The organism is Cupriavidus sp. C3SS-1 (assembly GCF_057073755.1).
On the sequence record NZ_CP172699.1, the window covers coordinates 201494 to 221909 of the forward strand.

Annotated in this window: 18 protein-coding genes and 1 riboswitch; of the genes, 10 read left to right on the plus strand and 8 right to left on the minus strand. The window is 65.8% G+C overall.

What is annotated here, in order from left to right; translation table 11 throughout:
* Positions 1-4: 4 nt before the first annotated feature.
* Entirely contained in the window at positions 5-1264 is a 1260-nt protein-coding gene (locus tag ACIGJC_RS00955) for a muropeptide transporter (protein WP_483710175.1), read from the minus strand.
* Between the two features lie 122 nt (positions 1265-1386).
* On the opposite strand from ACIGJC_RS00955, the gene ACIGJC_RS00960 reads away from it, so the two are divergent.
* Positions 1387-2343 carry a M48 family metallopeptidase gene (locus tag ACIGJC_RS00960; RefSeq protein ID WP_483710176.1) on the plus strand — a complete coding sequence of 319 codons (957 nt, stop codon included), beginning with the start codon at positions 1387-1389 and terminating at the stop codon, positions 2341-2343.
* Between the two features lie 61 nt (positions 2344-2404).
* Here the strand turns inward: ACIGJC_RS00960 and argC are convergent, their stop codons facing one another.
* Positions 2405-3352 (minus strand): N-acetyl-gamma-glutamyl-phosphate reductase, encoded by a 948-nt coding sequence (gene argC / locus ACIGJC_RS00965; RefSeq protein WP_483710177.1) that lies wholly within the window; start codon positions 3350-3352, stop codon positions 2405-2407.
* 172 nt (positions 3353-3524) lie between these two features.
* On the opposite strand from argC, the gene ACIGJC_RS00970 reads away from it, so the two are divergent.
* Together ACIGJC_RS00970 and ACIGJC_RS00975 are read left to right on the plus strand one after the other, a co-directional pair.
* Positions 3525-3821, plus strand: coding sequence for a type II toxin-antitoxin system MqsR family toxin (locus ACIGJC_RS00970; RefSeq protein ID WP_483710178.1), 297 nt, complete (start codon positions 3525-3527; stop codon positions 3819-3821).
* Between the two features lie 31 nt (positions 3822-3852).
* Entirely contained in the window at positions 3853-4254 is a 402-nt protein-coding gene (locus tag ACIGJC_RS00975; RefSeq protein WP_483710179.1) for a type II TA system antitoxin MqsA family protein, read from the plus strand.
* Between the two features lie 9 nt (positions 4255-4263).
* Here ACIGJC_RS00975 and ACIGJC_RS00980 read toward each other — a convergent pair whose 3' ends face one another.
* Positions 4264-5040, minus strand: coding sequence for an exodeoxyribonuclease III (locus ACIGJC_RS00980; RefSeq protein WP_483710180.1), 777 nt, complete (start codon positions 5038-5040; stop codon positions 4264-4266).
* 30 nt (positions 5041-5070) lie between these two features.
* Between ACIGJC_RS00980 and pyrE the strand changes: the two genes are divergently transcribed.
* The gene (gene pyrE / locus ACIGJC_RS00985; RefSeq protein ID WP_211946943.1) at positions 5071-5772 is read left to right on the plus strand and encodes an orotate phosphoribosyltransferase; all 702 of its coding nucleotides are present in this window, start codon (positions 5071-5073) and stop codon (positions 5770-5772) included.
* Between the two features lie 187 nt (positions 5773-5959).
* On the plus strand, positions 5960-7141 hold the full coding sequence (locus ACIGJC_RS00990) for a patatin-like phospholipase family protein (RefSeq protein WP_483711583.1): 1182 nt from the start codon (positions 5960-5962) through the stop codon (positions 7139-7141).
* 30 nt (positions 7142-7171) lie between these two features.
* Here ACIGJC_RS00990 and ACIGJC_RS00995 read toward each other — a convergent pair whose 3' ends face one another.
* The 4 genes from ACIGJC_RS00995 to ACIGJC_RS01010 form a co-directional block, all read right to left on the minus strand.
* The gene (locus ACIGJC_RS00995; RefSeq protein ID WP_483711584.1) at positions 7172-7981 is read right to left on the minus strand and encodes a polyphosphate kinase 2 family protein; all 810 of its coding nucleotides are present in this window, start codon (positions 7979-7981) and stop codon (positions 7172-7174) included.
* A gap of 80 nt (positions 7982-8061) precedes the next feature.
* On the minus strand, positions 8062-8928 hold the full coding sequence (dapF, locus tag ACIGJC_RS01000; protein ID WP_483710181.1) for a diaminopimelate epimerase: 867 nt from the start codon (positions 8926-8928) through the stop codon (positions 8062-8064).
* Positions 8929-8971: 43 nt separating this feature from the next.
* On the minus strand, positions 8972-9865 hold the full coding sequence (locus ACIGJC_RS01005) for a lipid A biosynthesis lauroyl acyltransferase (protein WP_483710182.1): 894 nt from the start codon (positions 9863-9865) through the stop codon (positions 8972-8974).
* Entirely contained in the window at positions 9862-10746 is an 885-nt protein-coding gene (locus ACIGJC_RS01010; protein WP_483710183.1) for a lysophospholipid acyltransferase family protein, read from the minus strand. The genes ACIGJC_RS01005 and ACIGJC_RS01010 overlap by 4 nt, the downstream gene beginning before the upstream one ends.
* Before the next feature lie 309 nt (positions 10747-11055).
* Here ACIGJC_RS01010 and metK point away from each other — a divergent pair, with 309 nt between their 5' ends.
* The 3 genes from metK (at position 11056) to ACIGJC_RS01025 (ending at position 15110) form a co-directional block, all read left to right on the plus strand.
* On the plus strand, positions 11056-12219 hold the full coding sequence (metK, locus tag ACIGJC_RS01015) for a methionine adenosyltransferase (RefSeq protein ID WP_483710184.1): 1164 nt from the start codon (positions 11056-11058) through the stop codon (positions 12217-12219).
* A gap of 148 nt (positions 12220-12367) precedes the next feature.
* Positions 12368-13276 carry a Kdo hydroxylase KdoO gene (gene kdoO / locus ACIGJC_RS01020; protein ID WP_483710185.1) on the plus strand — a complete coding sequence of 303 codons (909 nt, stop codon included), beginning with the start codon at positions 12368-12370 and terminating at the stop codon, positions 13274-13276.
* A gap of 154 nt (positions 13277-13430) precedes the next feature.
* A complete protein-coding gene (locus tag ACIGJC_RS01025; protein WP_483710186.1) occupies positions 13431-15110 on the plus strand; it encodes a GMC family oxidoreductase in 1680 nt (559 codons plus the stop codon).
* Positions 15111-15125: 15 nt separating this feature from the next.
* Here ACIGJC_RS01025 and ACIGJC_RS01030 read toward each other — a convergent pair whose 3' ends face one another.
* Positions 15126-16787 carry an acyl-CoA dehydrogenase family protein gene (locus tag ACIGJC_RS01030; protein WP_483710187.1) on the minus strand — a complete coding sequence of 554 codons (1662 nt, stop codon included), beginning with the start codon at positions 16785-16787 and terminating at the stop codon, positions 15126-15128.
* Between the two features lie 199 nt (positions 16788-16986).
* Positions 16987-17089: riboswitch (TPP riboswitch) on the plus strand.
* Positions 17090-17189: 100 nt separating this feature from the next.
* Between ACIGJC_RS01030 and thiC the strand changes: the two genes are divergently transcribed.
* Both thiC and ACIGJC_RS01040 read left to right on the plus strand, forming a co-directional pair.
* Positions 17190-19070 carry a phosphomethylpyrimidine synthase ThiC gene (gene thiC / locus ACIGJC_RS01035; protein WP_483710188.1) on the plus strand — a complete coding sequence of 627 codons (1881 nt, stop codon included), beginning with the start codon at positions 17190-17192 and terminating at the stop codon, positions 19068-19070.
* 129 nt (positions 19071-19199) lie between these two features.
* Positions 19200-20408 carry an FAD-dependent oxidoreductase gene (locus tag ACIGJC_RS01040; protein WP_483710189.1) on the plus strand — a complete coding sequence of 403 codons (1209 nt, stop codon included), beginning with the start codon at positions 19200-19202 and terminating at the stop codon, positions 20406-20408.
* Positions 20409-20416: the final 8 nt, after the last annotated feature.

The window sequence follows — 20416 nt, forward strand, 5'->3', positions numbered from 1 at the left end:
CGGTTCAGGCGATCGCCTCGCGCGCCTGGGCTTCGTAGCGATGGACGGTGCGGCGCATGGCCCAGAGCAGCAGCACGCCGGGCAGCGCCACCAGCACCGTGCCGAGGTAGAAGGGCGCCCAGCCCCACGCCTCCACCATGTAGCCGGATGTCGGCCCGACATAGACGCGGCCAACCGATGCCAGCGCCGACAACAGCGCGTACTGGGTGGCCGAGAACGAGCGGTTGCAGAGCGTCATCAGCAGCGCCACGAACGCTGCCGTGCCCATGCCGCCGCACAGGTTCTCGATCGCGATGGTGGCGCCCATCGACCACAGGTGCGGCGGCGTCACCGACAGGATCCAGTAGCCCAGGTTGGACACCGCCTGCAGCACGCCGAACAGCATCAGCGACCGGTACAGCCCCAGGCGCACCATCAGCGTGCCGCCGAACAGCGCGCCGACGATGGTCGCGGCCAGTCCCAGTGTCTTGTTGACGATGCCGACCTCGCCGGCGGAGAAGCCGACACCGCGGATCAGGAAGGTCGTGGACAGGCTTCCCGCAAAGGCATCGCCAAGCTTGTAGAGCACGATCAGCAGCAGCAGCCACCAGGCACCGGGACGCGAGAAGAAATCGCGCAGCGGTCCCACGATCGCTTCTTCAAGCGAGCGCGGCGCGCGTGCCGGCACGTCGGGCTCCGGTGCCCACAGCAGCGTGACGATGCCAATGCCCATCAGTGCGGCCATCAGCAGGTACATCTGCGACCAGCCCATCACGCGGTCCGCCAGCCACAGCGCGAGCCCGCCCGAGACCAGCATCGCCAGCCGGTAGCCCAGCACCTTGACAGCCGCGCCCACGCCACGTTCGGGCGGCCGCAGCACGTCGGTGCTGTAGGCGTCGAACACAATGTCCTGCGACGCCGACAGGAAGGCCACCAGCGTGGCCAGTGCCGCCAGCGTCCAGAGCGCTTCGCGCGGGGGGCAGAACGCCATGGCCGCGATGCCCGCCACCAGCCCGAGCTGCGTGACCAGCAGCCAGCCCTTGCGCCGGCCCATGAGCGGCGGCGTGTAGCGGTCCATCAGCGGCGCCCACAGGAACTTGAAGATATAGGCCTGGCCCACCAGCGAGAAGAAGCCGATGGTCTTGATGTCGAGCCCTTCCACCGTCATCCAGGCCTGCAGCGTGCCGGACGTCAGCGCCAGCGGCAGCCCGGAAGCGAAGCCAAGCGCCAGCATGGCGCCGATGCGGCGGTTGCGGAAGATGTCGAGATAGTCCTGGAAAGTCATGGATGGCGTGGGCGGATGGCGCCGCGCGGCTGCGTGGACGCCGTGTATTATTGCATCACCCGTTTGCCCCGCTTTGTGTCCGACTGCCACCGGCTTTCCCTATCGCCCCCAAGGAACCGAACATGTCCCGCCACCTGCCAGGTGTTTCGCGTCCTGTGCTGTCCCGCATGGCCTGCGTGCTGGCCGTGGGCGCGGCGATCACGGTGGCGCCGGCGCTGGCCCAGCAGGACGGCGCCCAGGAAGACGGCATCCGCTTGCAGCGCGGCGGCTCGGCGGTACGAAACATCGTGCCGGTCGAGGTCATCGAGCAACAGGCCGTGCAGGAGTACGAGCAGATCAAGCAGGAGGCGATCGCCAAGCGTGCGCTGGCCGGCGACAGCAATCCGCAGTTGCAGCGCCTGCGTGCCATCGGCAAGCGGCTGCTGCCGGAAACCGTGCGCTGGAACGAGCGCGCGCGCCAGTGGCAGTGGGAAATCAACCTGATCGGCTCGAAGCAGGTCAATGCCTTCTGCATGCCGGGCGGCAAGATCGCCTTCTACACCGGCCTGCTCGACCAGCTCAAGCTGACCGACGACGAGATCGCCATGGCCATGGGCCACGAGATCGCGCACGCGCTGCGGGAACATGCGCGCGAGCGCGCCGCCAAGTCGGAGATCACAAACCTTGGCGCCAATGTCGTTTCGCAGCTGTTCGGTTTCGGCAATCTCGGCAATATGGCGCTGGGGACCGGCGCGCACCTGCTGACGCTGCGCTTCTCGCGCGCGGACGAAAGCGAGGCCGACCTGATCGGCATGGACATCGCCGCGCGCGCCGCCTATGACCCGCGCGCGGCCGTGACGCTCTGGCAGAAGATGGCCAAGGTCACGCAGTCGGGTTCCGAGTTCCTGTCTACGCATCCGTCGGGGCGCAGCCGTATTGCCGACCTTGAGAAGCACATGCCGGAGGTGCTGCCGCTGTATGCGCGCGCCATCCACACCACAGTGGATCGCCTGCCGCCGTATCGCGCCAATATGGCCGACCTCGGCGATGCGCCGGTCGATTCCGGCGATGACGATCGCCAGCGGCCGCTGAAACGCTGATCGCCCCCGCGCGAAACAAAAAAGCCGGCAATGCCGGCTTTTTGCTTGAGCGTGAGAGCGGTCAGCCTTGCAGGCCGGTCGCCTCGTCGGCGCCCACATGCACATTCATGCATTGCACTGCTGCGCCAGCCGCACCCTTGCCCAGGTTGTCCAGGCGCGCGACCAGGTTCAGGCGCTCGGGCGTGCCGAACACGAACAGGTCGACCCGGTTGGTGTCGTTGTTGGCCTGCACGTCGAAGAATCCGTCGTCGAGGTTGTCGGCGCCGTTGTAAGGCATGACGCGCACGAACTGCTCGCCTTCATAGTGCTTGCGGTAGATGTCGACGATCTGCTCCGGGCTCACCTTGCGCGCCAGGCGATCCGCGAACACCGGCACCGTTACCGCCAGGCCCTTCAGGAAGTTGCCGACGATCGGGTTGAAGATCGGGTCCGACGCCAGGTCGCCCTGCACGCGCATCTCGGGCAGGTGCTTGTGCTGCAGACCCAGCGCGTAGGGGCGCGGGCTGTGCAGCTTCGGGTTACCGCCGGCTTCGAAGTCGGCAATCATCTTCTTGCCGCCGCCGCTGTAGCCGGTCAGCGAAAACGCCGAGACCGGATAGTCGCGCGGCAGCACGCCGGCATCCACCAGCGGGCGCACCGCCAGCACGAAGGCGCTGGCGTGGCACCCCGGCACCGCGATGCGCTTGCTGGCGCGGATCTTCTCGCGCTGGCCACGCACCAGTTCAGGCAGGCCGTAGGCCCAGTTGTCGTCGGTACGGAACGCCGTGCTGGCGTCGATCACGCAGGTATTCGGGTTGGTCACCAGCGACACAGCCTCGCGCGATGCCACGTCCGGCAGGCACAGGAAGGCGACATCCGCGGCGTTCAGGAAGCGTGCTCGCTCAGCCGGATCCTTGCGCTTGTCTTCTGCAATGCGCAGCAGCTCCACATCGGAACGACCGGAAAGATAGTCAAGCAACCGGAGACCGGTCGTGCCTTCCTGACCATCGACGAACACTTTGAAAACCATGGCGGACTCGCTCTTTGAAATGCGGGGAATGCGAAACATCTCCTGCCGGGCGCAGGGGCGAACCTGCATTGTAGCGGGCTTGGGGGCCGGTCGCAGGGGTTTGTACCGATTGGATTATTGCGGTCTGGCGTGGTTCGAGGCTTGCGGGATTTAACCTAGTAGGTTAATTTGCATGGAGAAGGGCACGGCGCATTACAAGCTGCGGCATGTGAAGGACATGCTGGCGGCAGGTCAGATGAAAATGACCTACGTCGCGTACGCCGGAGCGGCGCGAATGAAACTGGATTGGCACGGGGTGCGCGACATCCTGCTGCGCCTTGAGCCGGCGGATTTCCATAAAAGTATGACTGCTTATGAGGATCATCGGGTGTGGCAGGACGTCTACCCACCCGTCACGCGATATGGTGGCCTTTACGTAAAGCTGACAATGACGGATAAGGTGCTCGTGGTGTCGTTCAAGCCTCGATAAACCAACGATCCGGGCGACTAAGGAGTTGCGGATGAGGTGTCCTGCTTGTGGTGGTGCGGAACTGGTGAAAGGTGTGCGTGACATGCCTTATACGTATCGCGGAGAAACCACCGTAATCTGCGATGTGCAGGGGGAGTGGTGTCACAAATGCGGCGACGGTGTACTGGACATCAACGACGGCGATAGAGTTAGCGAGTCGATGCTGGCCTTCAATAAACAGATCAATGCGTCACTCGTGGATCCCACATATATCACCGCCGTCCGCAAGAAACTTTGCCTTGACCAGCGGGAAGCCGCAGACATTTTCGGCGGTGGCGTCAACGCGTTCTCCCGCTACGAAACGGGCAAGACTAAACCACCGCTGGCCCTGATCCAGCTCCTCAAGCTACTGGACCGCCACCCAGAGCTCCTTGCAGAAGTCCGGGCGGCGTAAAGCCCCCTCTCAGAGCGGGTAGTCGTAATCGATCGACAGCGGCGCGTGGTCGCTGAACTTCTCGTCCTTGTAGATCGAGCACACGTGCGCCGTGGTGGCGATCTTCGGCGTGGCCAGGTGGTAATCAATACGCCACCCGACGTTCTTGGCGTAGGCCTGGCCGCGGTTGCTCCACCAGGTGTACTGCTCGGGCCGCGAATCGAGTTGGCGGAACACGTCCACATAGCCGTGGGTATCGAACAGGGCGCCAATCCAGGCGCGCTCTTCCGGCAGGAATCCAGAGTTCTTCAGGTTGCCCTTCCAGTTCTTGATATCGATTTCCTTGTGCGCGATGTTCACATCGCCGCACAGCACGATTTCCCGCCCGCTGGCCTTCAGTTGCAACAAGTGCGGAAGGAAGGCCTCCATGAAGCGGAACTTTGCCTGCTGGCGCTCCTCCGAACTCGAGCCCGAGGGCACATAGACGGAGATCACGGCGAGGTGCGGATACTGCACTTCCACGTAACGGCCTTCGCCGTCGAATTCCGGATTGCCGAAACCGGTGATTACGCGCTCGGGCTTGTGCCGTGTGTAGAGGCCGACACCGCTGTAGCCTTTCTTCTCGGCGTAGTGGAAATAGCCGTGGTAGCCATGTGGCGCCAGGAACGCTTCAGTCATGTCGGCGGCCTGCGCCTTGAGCTCCTGTACACAGACCATGTCCGCGTCCTGCTTGCCCATCCACTCGAAAAAGCCCTTTTTGGACGCGGAGCGGATGCCGTTGAGGTTGGCGCTGATAATCCGTAACATGCGGGAAATTTTTGAATTCAGAGAGAAAAGATGACGCAGCAGACGACGCCTTCCACCGCGCAGCAGGCCGGCCAGCCGGACCTCAGCCAGACCTTCATCCGCTTCGCGCTGGATGCCGGCGTGCTGTCCTTTGGCGAGTTCGTCACCAAGGCGGGCCGGAAGTCGCCGTACTTCTTCAATGCCGGCTTGTTCAACCAGGGCGCCATGCTGGGCCAGGTGGCGCAATTCTATGCGAAAACCCTGCTGGCCTCGGGCGTGCAGTTCGACGTGCTGTTCGGGCCGGCCTACAAGGGCATCACGCTGGCTTCGGCTACCGCGGTGGCGCTGGCGGGCATGGGCCGCGATGTCGGCTTTGCCTACAACCGCAAGGAAGCCAAAGACCATGGCGAAGGCGGCACTCTGGTCGGCGCGAAGCTTCAGGGCAAGGTCGTCATCATCGATGACGTGATCTCCGCGGGCACCTCGGTGCGCGAATCGATGCAGCTGATCCGCGCCGCGGGCGCCGAGCCTGCCGCCGTGCTGATCGCGCTGGACCGCATGGAGAAGAGCGGCACCGCCGAACAGATCGGCACGCATTCGGCCGTGCAGGACGTGCAGCGCGAATACGGCGTGCCCGTGATCGCAATTGCCAGCCTGAAGGACCTGCTGGCCTACCTGGATGCCTCCAACAATCCGTCGCTGTCGGCTTCGCGCGAGGCGGTGGCTGCTTACCGTCAGCGCTACGGCGTCTGACCGGAATCCCGGCGCATCGCCACCCCGGAACGGTCCCGGGCGGGCGGCGCCGTGGCAGGACTCTTCACTTGGCAAGGAGCATGGTGTGGCGGGCAAAGAGCGGCAGGAAACGCAGGAAGCTGGAGCACGAGCAAAGCCCGCGCGCAAGCGCAAGGCGCAGGTAGATCCGTGCGGGCCCGCGGAGGACTTGCCCAAGGGCCCCGAACCGGGACGCCCACCCCATGAGGCCTACGCCGTGCGCGCGCTGGTGCTGCAAGGCGGCGGCGCGCTGGGCGCCTACCAGGCTGGCGTCTACCAGGGCCTGACTGAAGGCGGCATCTACCCGAACTGGGTCGCTGGCATCTCCATCGGCGCGCTGAATGCGGCGATCATCGCCGGCAATCCGCCCGAGCGGCGCGTGGAGCAGTTGCGCGCGTTCTGGGAATACATCTGCGCGCAGCCGTGGCTCCCCAGCCTTGCGCATTCGAACATGTTCGAGAATGCGGAGTCCTGGCCCGAACCGCTGCGCGTCTGGTTCGACGGCCTGCATGCCGCGCGCGCGATGTTCGAAGGCCAGCGCGGCTTCTTCATGCCGCGCAACTGGCTGGAACTGGTCACACGCTATACCGACCCGACGCGCGCCAGCTACTACGACACCACGCCGCTCAAGGCCACGCTCGAGCGCTTTGCCGACTTCGACCTGATCAACCGGCCCAAGGAGATGCGGGTGTCGGTGGGCGCGGTCAATGTCCGGACCGGCAACTTCGCCTATTTCGACAATACGCGTGACACGCTGCTACCCGAGCATTTCATGGCCTCCGGCGCGCTGCCGCCCGGTTTCCCGGCGGTGGAAATCGAGGGCGAGTACTACTGGGACGGCGGGCTGGTCTCCAACACGCCGCTGGCCGAAGTCCTCACCGCCCAGCCGCGCCGCGATGCGCTGATCTTCCAGGTCGATCTCTGGAGCGCGCGCGGCAAGCTGCCGCACGACCTCAGCGAAGTGGCCGAGCGGCAGAAGGACATCCAGTATTCCAGCCGTACGCGCACGATCACCGACTACATGCGCGAGCAGCAGAATTTCCGGCGCATGCTCAGCGAAGTGATGGCCCTGGTGCCGCCGTCCAAGCGCGACAGTGACTGGTATCGCCGCGCGGCCGAGCATGCGTGCGATGCGCGCCGCAACGTGATCCAGCTGATCTATCGCGACAAGTCGTTCGAGAACAGCGCCAAGGACTACCAGTTCGGCTTGCTCGCGATGCAGGAGCACTGGTCCAGCGGGCTCGACGATATCCGCGACACCCTGCGCCATCCAAAATGGCTGGCGATGCCCAGCCGGGAGCACCCGTTCGTGACCCACGACGTCCATCGCGGCAACGGCGACCACGAGTGACGCGGCAGCGGTGCCGCTGCCGCGCTCGCGCTACTCGATCTTGATCTTGTCCAGGTCGGGCTGCGGCGGCGGATAAGCCGGCTTGAGCTGGCGGAACACCTCGGACAGGATTTCGGCCACCATCAGGTTGCGGTGGGTCTTGGAGTCCGCCGGCACGACGTACCACGGGCATTCCGGCGTGCTGGTGGCGGCAATGGCCGACTCGTAGGCGCTCATGTAAGCCTTCCAGTGCTTGCGCTCGGCCAGGTCGGTCGGATCGAATTTCCACTGCTTCTGCGGATCGGCCAGGCGGGCTTCCAGGCGCGACTTCTGCTCATCCTTCGAGATGTGCAGGAAGCATTTGACGATGGTGGTGCCGGTCTCGGTCAGCAGCGTCTCGAACGCGCGGATCTGCCGGTAGCGCCGCTCGCATTCCTCGTCATCGATCCAGCCATGCACGCGCGTGATCAGCACGTCTTCGTAGTGGCTGCGGTTGAACAGTACGATCTCGCCGGATCTGGGTACCTGCAGGTGAACGCGCCATAGATAGTCGCGCGCAAGCTCTTCCGGGGTCGGCGCCTTGAAACTGACCACGCGGATGCCAAGCGGATCGAAGCTGCGGAACACCGAACGCACGGTGCCGTCCTTGCCACTAGTGTCCATCCCTTGCAACACGACCAGGACCTTGCGCCGGTGCTCGGCGTAGAAGATGTCCTGTTCGAGATCCAGTTCGCCGCTGATTTGTGCGATGCGTGCCTGGTCTTCCTGCTTGTCGCCGATTGAAAACGGCTTGCTTCCCGGGTCGAAGCTGGCAAGGCTGAGGCGCTTGCCCGAGGTGATGCGGTAGTCGTCCAGCGGCATATAGGGCTCCATCGTCTCGTTCGGAAGCCCCCCGCAGTCACGCAGCGATGAAGCGAAGCGGGGCGCACAGGCCCCTATGGTTACGCCGGCAGGGCGGACAGGTCAATGGTGCCTTCGAATACCGTGGTGGCGGGTCCGGTCATGCGCACGGTCGTGGCGGCGCCGTCCCACGCAATGCTCAGGTCGCCGCCGTGCGTATGAACCTTGACCGGCGAATCCAGCAGCCCGCGGCGGATGCCGGCGACGACCGCCGCGCAGGCGCCGGTGCCGCATGCGAGGGTTTCGCCGGCGCCGCGTTCGTACACGCGCAGGCGGGCGGTGTGGCGGTCGACCACTTCCAGGAAGCCGGCATTTACGCGGTTCGGGAAGGTGGGGTGGTTTTCCACGATCGGGCCATCCTGGAGTACCGGGAAGTCCTCGACATGGTCGACCACCTGCACGGCGTGCGGATTGCCCATCGACACGGCCGAAATCCAGGCCGTGCGGCCGTTGACCTCTAGTCCGTAGAGCGTGTCTTCGCCTTGCGCGCGCGTGGGCAGGCCTTCGGCGCGGAACGGCACGCGGGCCGGTTCCAGTTCGGGCGCACCCATGTCCACCGTGACCTGGCCGTCATCCTGCAGCGTCAGCGTGATGATGCCGTTCATGACCTCGACACGCACCGAGCGCTTGTCGGTCATGCCCTTGTCGGTCACGAAGCGCACGAAGCAGCGCGCGCCATTGCCGCAGTGCTCCACTTCGCTGCCGTCGGCATTGAAGATGCGGTAACGGAAGTCAGCATCGTCGCGCGTGGGCTTTTCGACGACCAGCATCTGGTCGGCGCCCACGCCGAAATGCCGGCTGGCGAGCGCGCGCCACTGCCCGGTAGTCAGGTCGAGTTGCTGGTGGATGCCGTCGAACACGACGAAGTCGTTGCCGGCACCGTGCATCTTGGTGAACTGGAGTTTCATGGTGCGAATTGTAGCCGTGCATGGCCGGGCCTGCCGGCCGCGGTCAGTAGATCGACGGTTCGCCGGGCGGGCGATTCTTGAAGCGCTTGTGCACCCAGTAGTACTCGGCAACGCGGGGTCGGATGCAGTCCTCGAAGAAGGCGTTCATGCGGCGCGTGTCCTCGGCCACGCTGTCGCCGGGATAGTTTTCCCAGGCAGGCAGGATGCGCAGCACGTAGCCCTGGTAATCGGGCAGCATCTCCGTGTAGATGGGCACCACCTTGGCCCCGGTCATGCGGGCAAGGCGCGACACGGAAGTCAGCGTCAGCGCCTGCACGCCGAAGAACTCGACGTATTCCGAATCGCGTTCGCCGAAGTCCATGTCTGCAATTAGTTGCAGCGCCTCGCCTTTTTTCAGGCAGCGCAGGATGTCGCGCGCGCTGTCGCTGCGCGAGATCATCTTCGCGCCGAAGCGGCCGCGCGCATGCTTGAGGAAGCCGTCGAACAGCGTGTTTTTCTGCGTGGTGTAGAGCGACGCGCCCGAGCGGCCCACGTTGTCGCGCAGGTGGATGGTCAGGCGGATAGCCCCGGCCTCCACGCCAGACAGGTGCAGCGTGACGAGGATATGGGGCGTGCCGTCCATGGCCACGAGATCGGCCTGGTCGTCGATCTGCACCCAGCGGCGCATCTGCGCTTCACTGCCAGTCCAGAAAATGCCGCGCTCGGCAAAGCTGCGGAACACGGTGCGGAACGACTCGCGCGACAACGCGTCGATCTCGGCCTCGCCTTTGTCAGGAAAAGCGGCGCGCAGGTTGGCCTGCACGATGCGGCGCCGGCTGCTGGGGACGAGGTAAAGCAGGCTGCCCAGCCCTTCGCCAAAACGGGCAACCAGTGGATAAGGCAACTTGCCCAGCACGGTCAGCAGACCGATGCCAAGCCACGTAAAGATACGGCTCATGAGTGGGAGGATTCGGTGGCCGGCAGTGCGTGGGGCGGACGCTCCATGCCGGACGGGGTCTTGTAGCGGTTGTAGCTCCAGAGGTACTGCGTGGGCGCAATCGCCACGAGTTCCTCGATGGTGCGGTTGATGACGGCGGCGGCTTCAGCCGGATCTTCGGGCAACATGCCGCCATCGTTGATGATGCGAAGATGGCCGCGATAGCCGGCACCGCGCGGCAGGCGTTCGCCGAAGATGGCGGCCACCGGGGCGCGCGTCAGTTGCTGCAGGCGATGGACCAGGGCCATGGTGTAGGCGGGTTTGCCGAAAAACGGTGCCCAGTGGCCCTCGCCGCCGCTTGGCACCTGATCCGGCAGGATGCCGACGGCCTGCCCGCGCTTGAGCGCCTTGACCAGCATGCGCACGCCGCGCGGCGTGGCGGGCGCCATCGCCAGGTTTGGCCGGGTGCGCATGCGCTCGATCCAGTCGCGCAGCCAGACCTGGTGAGGCGGCTTGAACAATGCCGTTACCGGGCGCAACAAGGCGTGCGATTGCGGCAGAACTTCGAAGCAGCCAAGGTGAGGCGTGAGGATAATGAGGCCGTGGCCGCGCGCCTGCAGCGTTTCCAGTGCCGGCCAGAGGTAATCGTCGAAGCCATACAGCTTGGCGCCAATGGTCTTGCGGCTCCAGAAGTAGGGCATTTCCAGGGCCATGCACCCGGCCGAGCGCGCCGCGTCGGCGATCATCGATTCCGTTGCGTCCGGGTAGGCAAGCAGGAAATTCTCCCGCAGCCGACTTCCGTAGCGGCCTGGCAGGCGGGCGGCCAGCAGTCCGAGCGCACCGCCGACCGCCTGGAGCAGGCGCAGCGGAAGGCGGGAAATCAGCCAGAACAGGAAAGTCATCGAACGTGGCGGTGGGTGCTCCCGGCGGGAGCCGATCTGCGAAGCAGCCTCAAAAATTCATGCAGGGCTCAGGATCCGGGCGACTCCTGCCGCTAACCATGGATTGCACCGGCGCATGCCGGCGTCCGGTGGCCCCGGAGCCACTGCCTGCATTGTGCCGGCAGGCGCGTATAATAGCGTGTATCGCCGAGTTAACTGACAACTTGCGGGGCGATACCGCTCTAACCGGGCGGCCTGAAAATACCGCTAAAGCGTCGCCGCCATGATCCGACAGGCAGGCACGCAATAGCCAACCTGGAGAACAAGTTCGTGGCAAACGACTTCCTTTTCACTTCGGAGTCCGTCTCCGAAGGCCATCCCGACAAGGTCGCAGACCAGATTTCCGACGCGGTCCTGGACGCCATCCTGGCGCAGGACAAGTACGCGCGCGTGGCTGCCGAGACGCTCTGCAACACCGGGCTGGTCGTGCTGGCCGGGGAAATCACCACCACGGCCAACGTCGACTACATCCAGGTCGCACGCGACACCATCAAGCGCATCGGTTACGACAACACCGAGTACGGCATCGACTACAAGGGCTGCGCGGTGCTGGTTGCCTATGACAAGCAATCGCCCGATATCGCCCAAGGCGTGGACCGCGCCTCCGACGATTACCTGAACCAGGGTGCCGGCGACCAGGGCCTGATGTTCGGCTACGCCTGCGACGAGACCCCGGAACTGATGCCGTTCCCGATCTATTACTCGCACCGCCTGGTCGAACGCCAGTCGCAGCTGCGCCGCGACGGCCGCCTGCCCTGGCTGCGTCCCGACGCCAAGTCGCAGGTCACGGTGCGCTATGTCGATGGCCGTCCGCACAGCGTCGACACCGTAGTCTTGTCGACCCAGCATGCCCCGGACATCACCCAGGCCCAGATCCACGAAGCCGTGATCGAAGAGATCATCAAGCCGGTGCTGCCGCCCGAGATGCTCAAGAACACCAAGTACCTGGTGAACCCGACCGGGCGCTTCGTGATTGGCGGCCCGCATGGCGATTGCGGCCTGACCGGCCGCAAGATCATCGTCGACACGTACGGCGGCGCCTCGCCGCACGGCGGCGGCGCGTTCTCGGGCAAGGATCCGTCGAAGGTCGACCGCTCGGCCGCCTACGCCGCCCGCTACGTGGCCAAGAACGTGGTCGCCGCCGGCCTGGCGCGCCAGTGCCAGGTGCAGGTGAGCTACGCCATCGGCGTAGCGCGCCCGATCAACGTGACCATCTACACCGAAGGTACCGGCAAGATTCCTGACGACAAGATCGCCGAACTGGTGCAGGAGCATTTCGACCTGCGCCCGAAGGGCATCGTGCAGATGCTGGACCTGCTGCGCCCGATCTACGAGAAGACTGCGGCTTACGGCCATTTTGGCCGCGAAGAGCCGGAATTCTCGTGGGAAGCGACCGACAAGGCAGCGGTGCTGCGCGCGGCAGCCGGCCTGTAAGCAAAGTCGCTGGACCGAGGTAAAAACCCCGCTGGCTGCCGCTCAGCGGGGTTTTTTATTGGGTGAGTTGCCGGCGCATGGTTGTGATCAAGTCATCACGCAAAAATGACGCGGTAAAATCGGCCCATCCGGCAAACCGAGAAAGCCCATGCCATCCGCTACCTCTTCCGAAAAACTCGACCTGATCCGTCCGCAGCCATACACCGATTGGTCGCCCGCGGTGGATGCCGCGACGCAGGCGGACTTGCGCCGGCAACTCGAGCAAGGCGCGGTGCTGTATTTCCCCGACCTGCACTTCCGCTTCGAGCCGGGCGAGGAACGCTTTCTCGACAGCCGCTATTCGGATGGCAAGTCCAAGAACATCAACCTGCGCGCCACCGACACCGCCGTGCGCGGGGCACAAGGCACCGAGCAGGACCTCGCCGACCTGTACCGCCTGATCCACCGCTATGCCGAATTCAGCGAAAAGCTGGTGCTCTCGCTGTTCCCGGAGTACGGCCCGCACATGACGCGCGCGGGCACGTCGCTGCGCCCGAGCCAGATTGCCGGCCGCGCCGTCAGCTGGCGCAAGGACGACACGCGCTTGCACGTCGATTCCTTCCCGTCGAATCCGCTGCTCGGGAAGCGCCTGCTGCGCGTGTTCCACAACATCGATCCGGAAGCGCCGCGCGTGTGGCGCGTGGGCGAGCCGTTTGCCGATTTTGCGCAGCGCTTTGTGCCGAAGACCCACGGCATGTGGCCCGGGCAGGCGGCGCTGATGAAGCTGCTGCACATCACCAAGCGCACGCGTTCGGAATATGACCATCGCATGCTGCAACTGCACGATCTGGCCAAGGCGGATCTGGACTATCAGGCCAGCGTGCCGCAGCAGGAATTCCACTTTCCGCCCGGATCGACCTGGATCGTCTTCAGCGACCAGTTGCTGCATGCAGCCATGCGTGGCCGCGCGATGATGGAGCAGACCATCTACCTGGATCCGAAGGCCATCTCGGACCATACCCACTCGCCGGAAGCCGTGCTGTCGCGCATGCTGAGCCGGCCGATGCTGGTTTCCTGACCGTCCCGCGCGCCCTGCGACGTCGCAAGGCGCGTGGCCACCGGCCTTCACTTCACGCTGCGCCAGCGCCTACACTGGTCTTCAGGCTTGCCATCCTCCGGAGCGGGCAGAGGGCGTACGCCCCGCCGCAATCTCCGGGGTCGCGGGGAGACAGATGGAAACCACGTATGACTATGTCGTTGTCGGCGCGGGTTCGGCCGGATGCGCCCTGGCCGGGCGGCTGGCCGACAGCGGCAGCGACAGTATCGCGCTGATCGAAGCGGGCCATCACGACCACCATGTGCTGGTGCGCACACCCGCGGGCGCCGCGGCGATGCTGCCGCGCGCCGGCGCGCGCAACTACGCCTACGAGACGGTGCCCCAGCCGGGCCTGAACGGCAGGCGCGGCTTCCAGCCGCGGGGACGCGGGCTGGGCGGCAGTTCGTCGATCAACGCCATGATCTACACGCGCGGCCGTCCGGCCGATTACGACGCCTGGGCCGCCTCCGGCTGCGACGGCTGGTCCTGGGACGACGTGCTGCCGTATTTCCGCCGCGCCGAGTGCAATGCGCGCGTGGCGGGCAGCGACGACGATCCGCTGCATGGCGGCACGGGCCCGCTCCATGTGTCGGACCTGCGCACGCCCAATCCATTCGGCCAGCATTTCATCGACGCCGCGCAGCAGGCCGGCTATGTGCGCAACGACGACTTCAACGGCGAGGAGCAGGAAGGTGTCGGCTGGTACCAGGTCACGCAGCATGAGGGCGAGCGCTGGAACGCAGCGCGTGCCTACCTGCATGGCGGCAACGCACGCGACAAGGCCTGTAACGGCGGACGTGCCGGCCTGCACGTGCTCACCGGCATGCAGGTGCTGCGCATTGTGTTCGAGGGCAGGCATGCGGTGGGCGTACTGGCTGTGCGCAATGGCCGCCAGCACCTGCTGCGCGCGCGCCGCGACGTGATCCTGTCGGCCGGCACCTTCGGCTCGCCACAGCTGCTGATGGCCTCCGGCGTCGGGCCCGCCGCTCACCTGCGCGAGCATGGGATACCGGTGGTACATGACCTGCCGGGCGTGGGCGGCAACCTGCAGGACCACCTCGACATCATCCTGCACAAGCGCGTCGCCGCGCCGGAGCTGTTCGGCCTGTCGCTGGGCGGCGCCGTGCACATGCTGTCCGAGATGCTGCGTTACCGGCGCGAACGCGCCGGCATGATGAGTTCGAACTTTGCCGAGGCGGGCGGCTTCCTGCGCAGCCGTGCCGAGCTGGCCGAGCCCGACCTGCAGCTCCATTTCGTGGTGGGCATGGCCGACGACCATATGCGCACGATCCGCTTTGGCCACGGCTATTCCTGCCATGTGTGCGTGCTGCGCCCGCGCAGCCGCGGCGAAGTGCGGCTTGCTTCGTCCGACATGCGGCGCGCGCCGCGCATCGACCCCGGCTATCTTTCCGATCCGCGCGACCTCGACGACATGGTGGCCGGCGTGAAAATCGTGCGGCAGATCTTTGCCCAGCCGCAGCTTGCGTGCTTTGGCGGCCGCGAACTGTATTCCGCGCATCTGCAGGCGGACGGCAGCGATGACGCGGCGGTGCGCGAGATGATCCGCGAACGCGCCGACACCATCTACCACCCGGTGGGCACGTGCCGCATGGGCATGGATGCGCTGGCGGTGGTCGATCCGCAACTGCGCGTGCGTGGGGTCGAGGGACTGCGCGTGGTCGACGCCTCGATCATGCCGTCGCTGGTCGGCGGCAACACCAACGCGCCCGCGATCATGATCGGCGAGCGCGCGCATGACCTGATCCGCTACGCGCCGCGCGTGCTGCTGCGGATCCGAGAGCCCATGGAAGCCTGAGGCGCGGTACCGGCTTCAGGCGCTCCAGCCGCGCTCGAACACCCGCTTCAGGGTTTCGGCTTCCAGGTCGAGCGTGCCGAACACGCGCCCATGCTGCCGGCCCAGCCGGCTCGCGACAAAGGCTTCGGCGTTTTCGGCGTCGGCATGTTCGAGCATCAAGGCGGCCTGTGCGGCCAGCACCAGTCCCTGTGCAAAGCGGCGGGCATTCGCTTCCAGTTGTTCCGCCGGCTGGCGTAGCATGGCCTGGAGCGAACCCAGCTCCGCGCGCACGGCCGGGTGGGACGTGGCGCGGCGCGACAGGTCCTGCAGCAGCAGCGCCGCGTCATCGGGCGTGCGCTGGATCGCGCGCAGCACGTCCAGGCACATGATGTTGCCCGAGCCTTCCCAGATCGAATTCACCGGCGCTTCGCGATAGAGGCGCGCCATCGGGCCGTCCTCGACATAGCCGTTGCCGCCCCAGACTTCCATGGCTTCGCCCGTGGCCTCGATCGCGCGCTTGCAGATCCAGAACTTGGCTGCGGGCGTCACCACGCGTTTCCACGCGGCGGCAAGCGGGTCGCTGTCGGCGTGCTCGAAGGCATGGGCCAGTTCCATCATCAGGAGCGTGGCGGCCTCGCTTTCGAGCGCCAGGTCGGCCAGCACGTTGCGCATCAGCGGCTGGTCGGCCAGCAGGCGGCCGAAGGCGCTGCGGTGGCGCGTGTGGTGCAGGGCCTGGACATAGGCGGCGCGCAGGATCGCGGCGCTGCCGATCACGCAGTCGAGCCGCGTGCTGGTCGCCATCTCGATGATGGTCGGGATGCCGCGCCCTTCCTCGCCGATCAGGATGCCGGTGGCCTCGCGGAACTCGACTTCGCTGCTGCTGTTGGAGCGGTTGCCGAGCTTGTCCTTCAGGCGCTGGATCAGGATCGGGTTCTTGCTGCCGTCGTCGCGAAAGCGCGGCACGAAGAAGCAGGACAGCGGCCCGTCTTCGGCGCCCATGCGCGCGACCACAAGGTGCGCATCGCACATCGGCGCCGAGAAGAACCACTTGTGGCCGGTCAGGAGGTATTCGGCGCCACGGCCTTCGCCGCGCACGGGGCGGGCCACGGTGGAATTGGCGCGCACGTCGGAGCCGCCCTGCTTTTCGGTCATGCCCATGCCGATCATGATCGCGGTCTTGTCGCGCCAGGGCAGGTCGCGCGCATCATGGTCCTTCGCATACAGGCGCGGTTCGAGCTCGGCGAACAGCGCGGTTTCCTTGCGCAACACGGGAATGCTTGCGAACGTCATCGTGGTCGGGCACAGCGATCCTGACTCGACCTGGGCCTGCAGGAAATAGCCCGCCGTGCGCGCTATCCATGCGCCCTCGCGCGGTTCGGCAAACGGCAGCGCCTGCAGTTGCTGGGTGCGCAGCAGCGACAGCAGCGCATGCCAGCTCGGGTGGAAAGTGACCTGGTCGATGCGCTCGCCGGTGCGGCTGTGCGTATGCAGTTCGGGCGCGTACCGGTTGGCGTCGGCGGCCCAGCCCTGCACCTCGGGCTCGCCCAGGCGTGCGCCATAGCCGGCCAGCGCTGCGGCATGCCAGCCGCCGCCAAGGCGCTCCAGCGCGTCGCTGACGATTGGATCGCAGCCAAAGAGGTTGTAGTGCGCGAGATCCGGCACCTGGTTGAAGACGCGATGCGTGGCGGCGTCGGTCATGATGTCTCCTGGGTCAGCTGGCCATTTGATTGCATGGTAGGGCACGTAGCCGCCACAAGAGTGCGCCGTTGTGCCCCTGTTGTCGATTCTTGCGGCGCAACATCGGCAATTCGATACTCCTGCGCACAGCTGTGGCACCACGAATGAGTGGGAACTGGCACTGGCGCCGGCCGGGGGCTTGTGCTTAAATTCACCCCGTTGGATGAAACAGGGGTGCCGTACGGATGGGCCGTGCGAGCTGAGAGAGTCCCTTCGAACCCGATCCGGTTAATGCCGGCGTGGGAAGTTTCTAGCAAGACCAAACGCTCTTGTCCCTCCGGGACTCGCCTCCAGGCCTCAGGCCCCGGCGGCGCTCACAGGGCTCCTGGTTTCGTCCACCCCGCAAGAGAGAGGACGACACCCATGGCCCGTACTGCCCCCGCTGCTTCCTTCGAATCGCTCGAAAGCGATCTCGACCAGAAATTCGCCTACCCGGCTTCCAGCAAGACCTACCTGACCGGCAGCCGCCCGGATATCCGCGTGCCGCTGCGTACCATCCTGCAAACGTCCACGCGGACCGAGAAGGGCGATATGCCCAACCCGCCGATCCCCGTCTACGACACTTCGGGCCCCTACAGCGACCCGGACGTGCATATCGACCTGAAGGCCGGCCTGCCGGCGCTGCGCGCGAAGTGGATCGACGAGCGCGGCGACACTGAAATTCTCAAGGGTCTTTCGTCGGAATACGGCCGCGACCGCGCCAACGACCCCGCCACCGCGCACCTGCGCTTTGCCCAGCTGACCAACCCGCGCCGCGCCAAGGCCGGCGCCAATGTGTCGCAGATGCACTATGCGCGCAAGGGCATCATCACGCCGGAAATGGAATACGTGGCGCTGCGCGAGTCGCTGAACCTGCAGGCGCTGTATGACAAGCCGGAATACAAGGCCCTGCTGCGCCAGCACCCGGGCAACGCGCTGGGCGCGGGACTGCCGCTGCGTCCGGAAGACATCACGCCGGAATTCGTGCGCAACGAAATCGCCACGGGCCGCGCGATCATTCCCGCCAACATCAACCACACCGAGCTGGAGCCGATGGCGATCGGGCGCAATTTCCGCGTCAAGATCAACGGCAACCTGGGCAACTCCGCGGTGACCTCGTCGCTGGCCGAGGAAGTGGAAAAGATGGTGTGGTCGATCCGCTGGGGCGCCGACACCATCATGGACCTGTCGACCGGCAAGCACATCCACGAAACGCGTGAATGGATCCTGCGCAACTCGCCGGTGCCCATCGGCACGGTGCCGATCTACCAGGCGCTGGACAAGACCGGTGGCATCGCAGAGGACCTGACCTGGGAGATGTTCCGCGACACGCTGATCGAGCAGGCCGAGCAGGGCGTGGACTACTTCACGATCCACGCCGGCGTGCTGCTGCGCTACGTGCCGCTGACGGCTGACCGCGTGACGGGCATCGTCTCGCGCGGTGGCTCGATCATGGCCAAGTGGTGCCTGGCGCATCACAAGGAAAACTTCCTGTACACGCACTTCGACGAGATCTGCGAAATCATGAAGGCCTACGACGTGTCGTTCAGCCTCGGCGACGGCCTGCGTCCGGGCTGCATCGCGGACTCGAACGACGACGCGCAGTTCGGCGAGTTGCGCACGCTCGGCGAGCTGACCGCCAAGGCATGGAAGCACGACGTGCAGGTCATGATCGAAGGCCCGGGCCACGTGCCGCTGCAGCGCATCCAGGCCAATATGGATGAAGAGCTGAAGCACTGCTATGAAGCGCCGTTCTACACGCTCGGACCGCTCGTGACCGACATTGCCCCGGGCTACGACCACATCACCAGCGGTATCGGCGCGGCCAATATCGGCTGGATGGGCACCGCCATGCTGTGCTACGTGACGCCGAAGGAGCACCTCGGCTTGCCGGACAAGGAAGACGTGCGCGAGGGCATCATCACCTACAAGATCGCCGCCCACGCCGCCGACCTCGCCAAGGGCTGGCCCGGCGCGCAGCTGCGCGACAACGCGCTGTCCAAGGCGCGTTTCGAGTTCCGCTGGGAAGACCAGTTCAACCTCGGCCTGGACCCGGAACGCGCGCGTTCGTACCACGACGCCACGCTGCCGGCCGAAGGCGCCAAGATCGCCCACTTCTGCTCGATGTGCGGGCCGAAGTTCTGCTCGATGAAGATCACGCAGGAAGTGCGCGACTACGCGGCCTCGTTGCCGAAGGAAGCGCAGCAGGGCATGGAAGAGAAGTCGATCGAGTTCCTGAAGAAGGGCAGCAAGATCTACTCGTAAGGCAGTACGGGCATGGTTCGCAACCGTGCCCCCGTTCGTTCCGCCTGTCGCGCAGCGCCCCGCGCGGCGGGCTATCCGTAAAAGGAGGCCGGAAGCCGCGTCGATTGCGCAGGTAGCCGGCACACATCCATGACAGCAGTGCAGTCCTTTGATGTCGCCATCCTTGGTGCCGGCCTGGCCGGGCGGCTGGCCGCCTGGCTTCTCGAGCGCCAGGGCGCGCGCGTGGCGCTGGTCGAGCGTGGCAGCCCCGACGGTTCGGGCTCCGCCGCGCACGTTGCGGCCGCCATGCTGGCGCCGCTTGCAGAGTCGGCCATCGCGGAGCGCCGTATCGTCGACCTCGGCATTGCCAGCGTCGGCCTCTGGCGCGCCTGGGTCATGCAGTTGCGCGAGCCCGTGTTCTTCCAGGAGGACGGTACGCTTGTGGTATGGCATGCACGCGACCGTGGCGAAATGTCCCTGTTCACGAGCAGGGTGCGTGCCGTATCGCCTCCGGAACTGGTGGCGCAGCGCATGCGCGTGCTGGACGGCAAGGGCGTGGCCGAGGTCGAGCCCGCGCTGGCAGGACGTTTTCCGCAAGGCTTGCTGCTGTCCGGCGAAGGCCAGCTCGACAATCGTGGGGCGCTGCGCGCGCTGCTGTCGTGCGCGGTCAGCGACGGCGTGCATTGTGTGTGGGAAGCCGGAGATGTAGACGTCGCTATGCTGCCATCGCTTGGCATTCGCGCACGCGTAGTGCTCGACTGCCGCGGCCTTGGTGCGCGCGCCGCATGGCCCGCCGAGCCGGGCAAGGACGGTCGAGGCGCGTTGCCTGGCCTGCGCGGGCTGCGTGGCGAAGTCGTGCGCGTGCATGCGCCCGACGTGAAGCTGCACCGCCCGGTGCGCCTGCTGCATCCACGCTACCCGATCTATATCGCACCCAAGCCCAATGATCTCTATGTGATCGGCGCCACCGAGCTGGAAAGCGAGGACGATTCGCCGATGAGCGTGCGTTCCGCGCTCGAGCTGCTGTCGGCGGCGCATTCTCTGCATCCGGCATTTGGGGAGGCGCGCGTGCTCGAACTGAACGTGCAGTGCCGCCCTACGCGCCCCGACCACTTGCCCGTGATCCGCGTGGACCAGCAGGCGCGCGTGGTGCGCGTGAACGGGCTGTACCGGCACGGTTTCCTGATCGCACCGGCAGTGACCGAGGCGGCGTGCGAGGTGGTGAACGCGCTGCTCAACGATGACCCGGCCGCGCATGCGGTGCCGGCCGCCCTGCGCTGGCCCGGCATGATCGAGGGCGTGACGGAAACACCCGCGCTCGCCGAGGCCCCCGTGGGCCGCACCGGCCTGCTGCACTGAAGCTGAAC

Excerpts from the sequence above, each read along its gene's own strand:
- ACIGJC_RS01025 (WP_483710186.1), top strand. The coding sequence starts at position 13,431 with ATGGAAACCACGTATGACTATGTCGTTGTCGGCGCGGGTTCGGCCGGA.
- kdoO (WP_483710185.1), top strand. The coding sequence starts at position 12,368 with ATGCCATCCGCTACCTCTTCCGAAAAACTCGACCTGATCCGTCCGCAG.
- ACIGJC_RS01010 (WP_483710183.1), bottom strand. The coding sequence starts at position 10,746 with ATGACTTTCCTGTTCTGGCTGATTTCCCGCCTTCCGCTGCGCCTGCTC.
- argC (WP_483710177.1), bottom strand. The coding sequence starts at position 3,352 with ATGGTTTTCAAAGTGTTCGTCGATGGTCAGGAAGGCACGACCGGTCTC.
- ACIGJC_RS01005 (WP_483710182.1), bottom strand. The coding sequence starts at position 9,865 with ATGAGCCGTATCTTTACGTGGCTTGGCATCGGTCTGCTGACCGTGCTG.
- ACIGJC_RS00995 (WP_483711584.1), bottom strand. The coding sequence starts at position 7,981 with ATGCCGCTGGACGACTACCGCATCACCTCGGGCAAGCGCCTCAGCCTT.
- ACIGJC_RS00975 (WP_483710179.1), top strand. The coding sequence starts at position 3,853 with ATGAGGTGTCCTGCTTGTGGTGGTGCGGAACTGGTGAAAGGTGTGCGT.
- pyrE (WP_211946943.1), top strand. The coding sequence starts at position 5,071 with ATGACGCAGCAGACGACGCCTTCCACCGCGCAGCAGGCCGGCCAGCCG.
- ACIGJC_RS00970 (WP_483710178.1), top strand. The coding sequence starts at position 3,525 with ATGGAGAAGGGCACGGCGCATTACAAGCTGCGGCATGTGAAGGACATG.
- ACIGJC_RS01040 (WP_483710189.1), top strand. The coding sequence starts at position 19,200 with ATGACAGCAGTGCAGTCCTTTGATGTCGCCATCCTTGGTGCCGGCCTG.
- dapF (WP_483710181.1), bottom strand. The coding sequence starts at position 8,928 with ATGAAACTCCAGTTCACCAAGATGCACGGTGCCGGCAACGACTTCGTC.
- ACIGJC_RS01030 (WP_483710187.1), bottom strand. The coding sequence starts at position 16,787 with ATGACCGACGCCGCCACGCATCGCGTCTTCAACCAGGTGCCGGATCTC.
- ACIGJC_RS00955 (WP_483710175.1), bottom strand. The coding sequence starts at position 1,264 with ATGACTTTCCAGGACTATCTCGACATCTTCCGCAACCGCCGCATCGGC.
- ACIGJC_RS00980 (WP_483710180.1), bottom strand. The coding sequence starts at position 5,040 with ATGTTACGGATTATCAGCGCCAACCTCAACGGCATCCGCTCCGCGTCC.
- ACIGJC_RS00960 (WP_483710176.1), top strand. The coding sequence starts at position 1,387 with ATGTCCCGCCACCTGCCAGGTGTTTCGCGTCCTGTGCTGTCCCGCATG.
- thiC (WP_483710188.1), top strand. The coding sequence starts at position 17,190 with ATGGCCCGTACTGCCCCCGCTGCTTCCTTCGAATCGCTCGAAAGCGAT.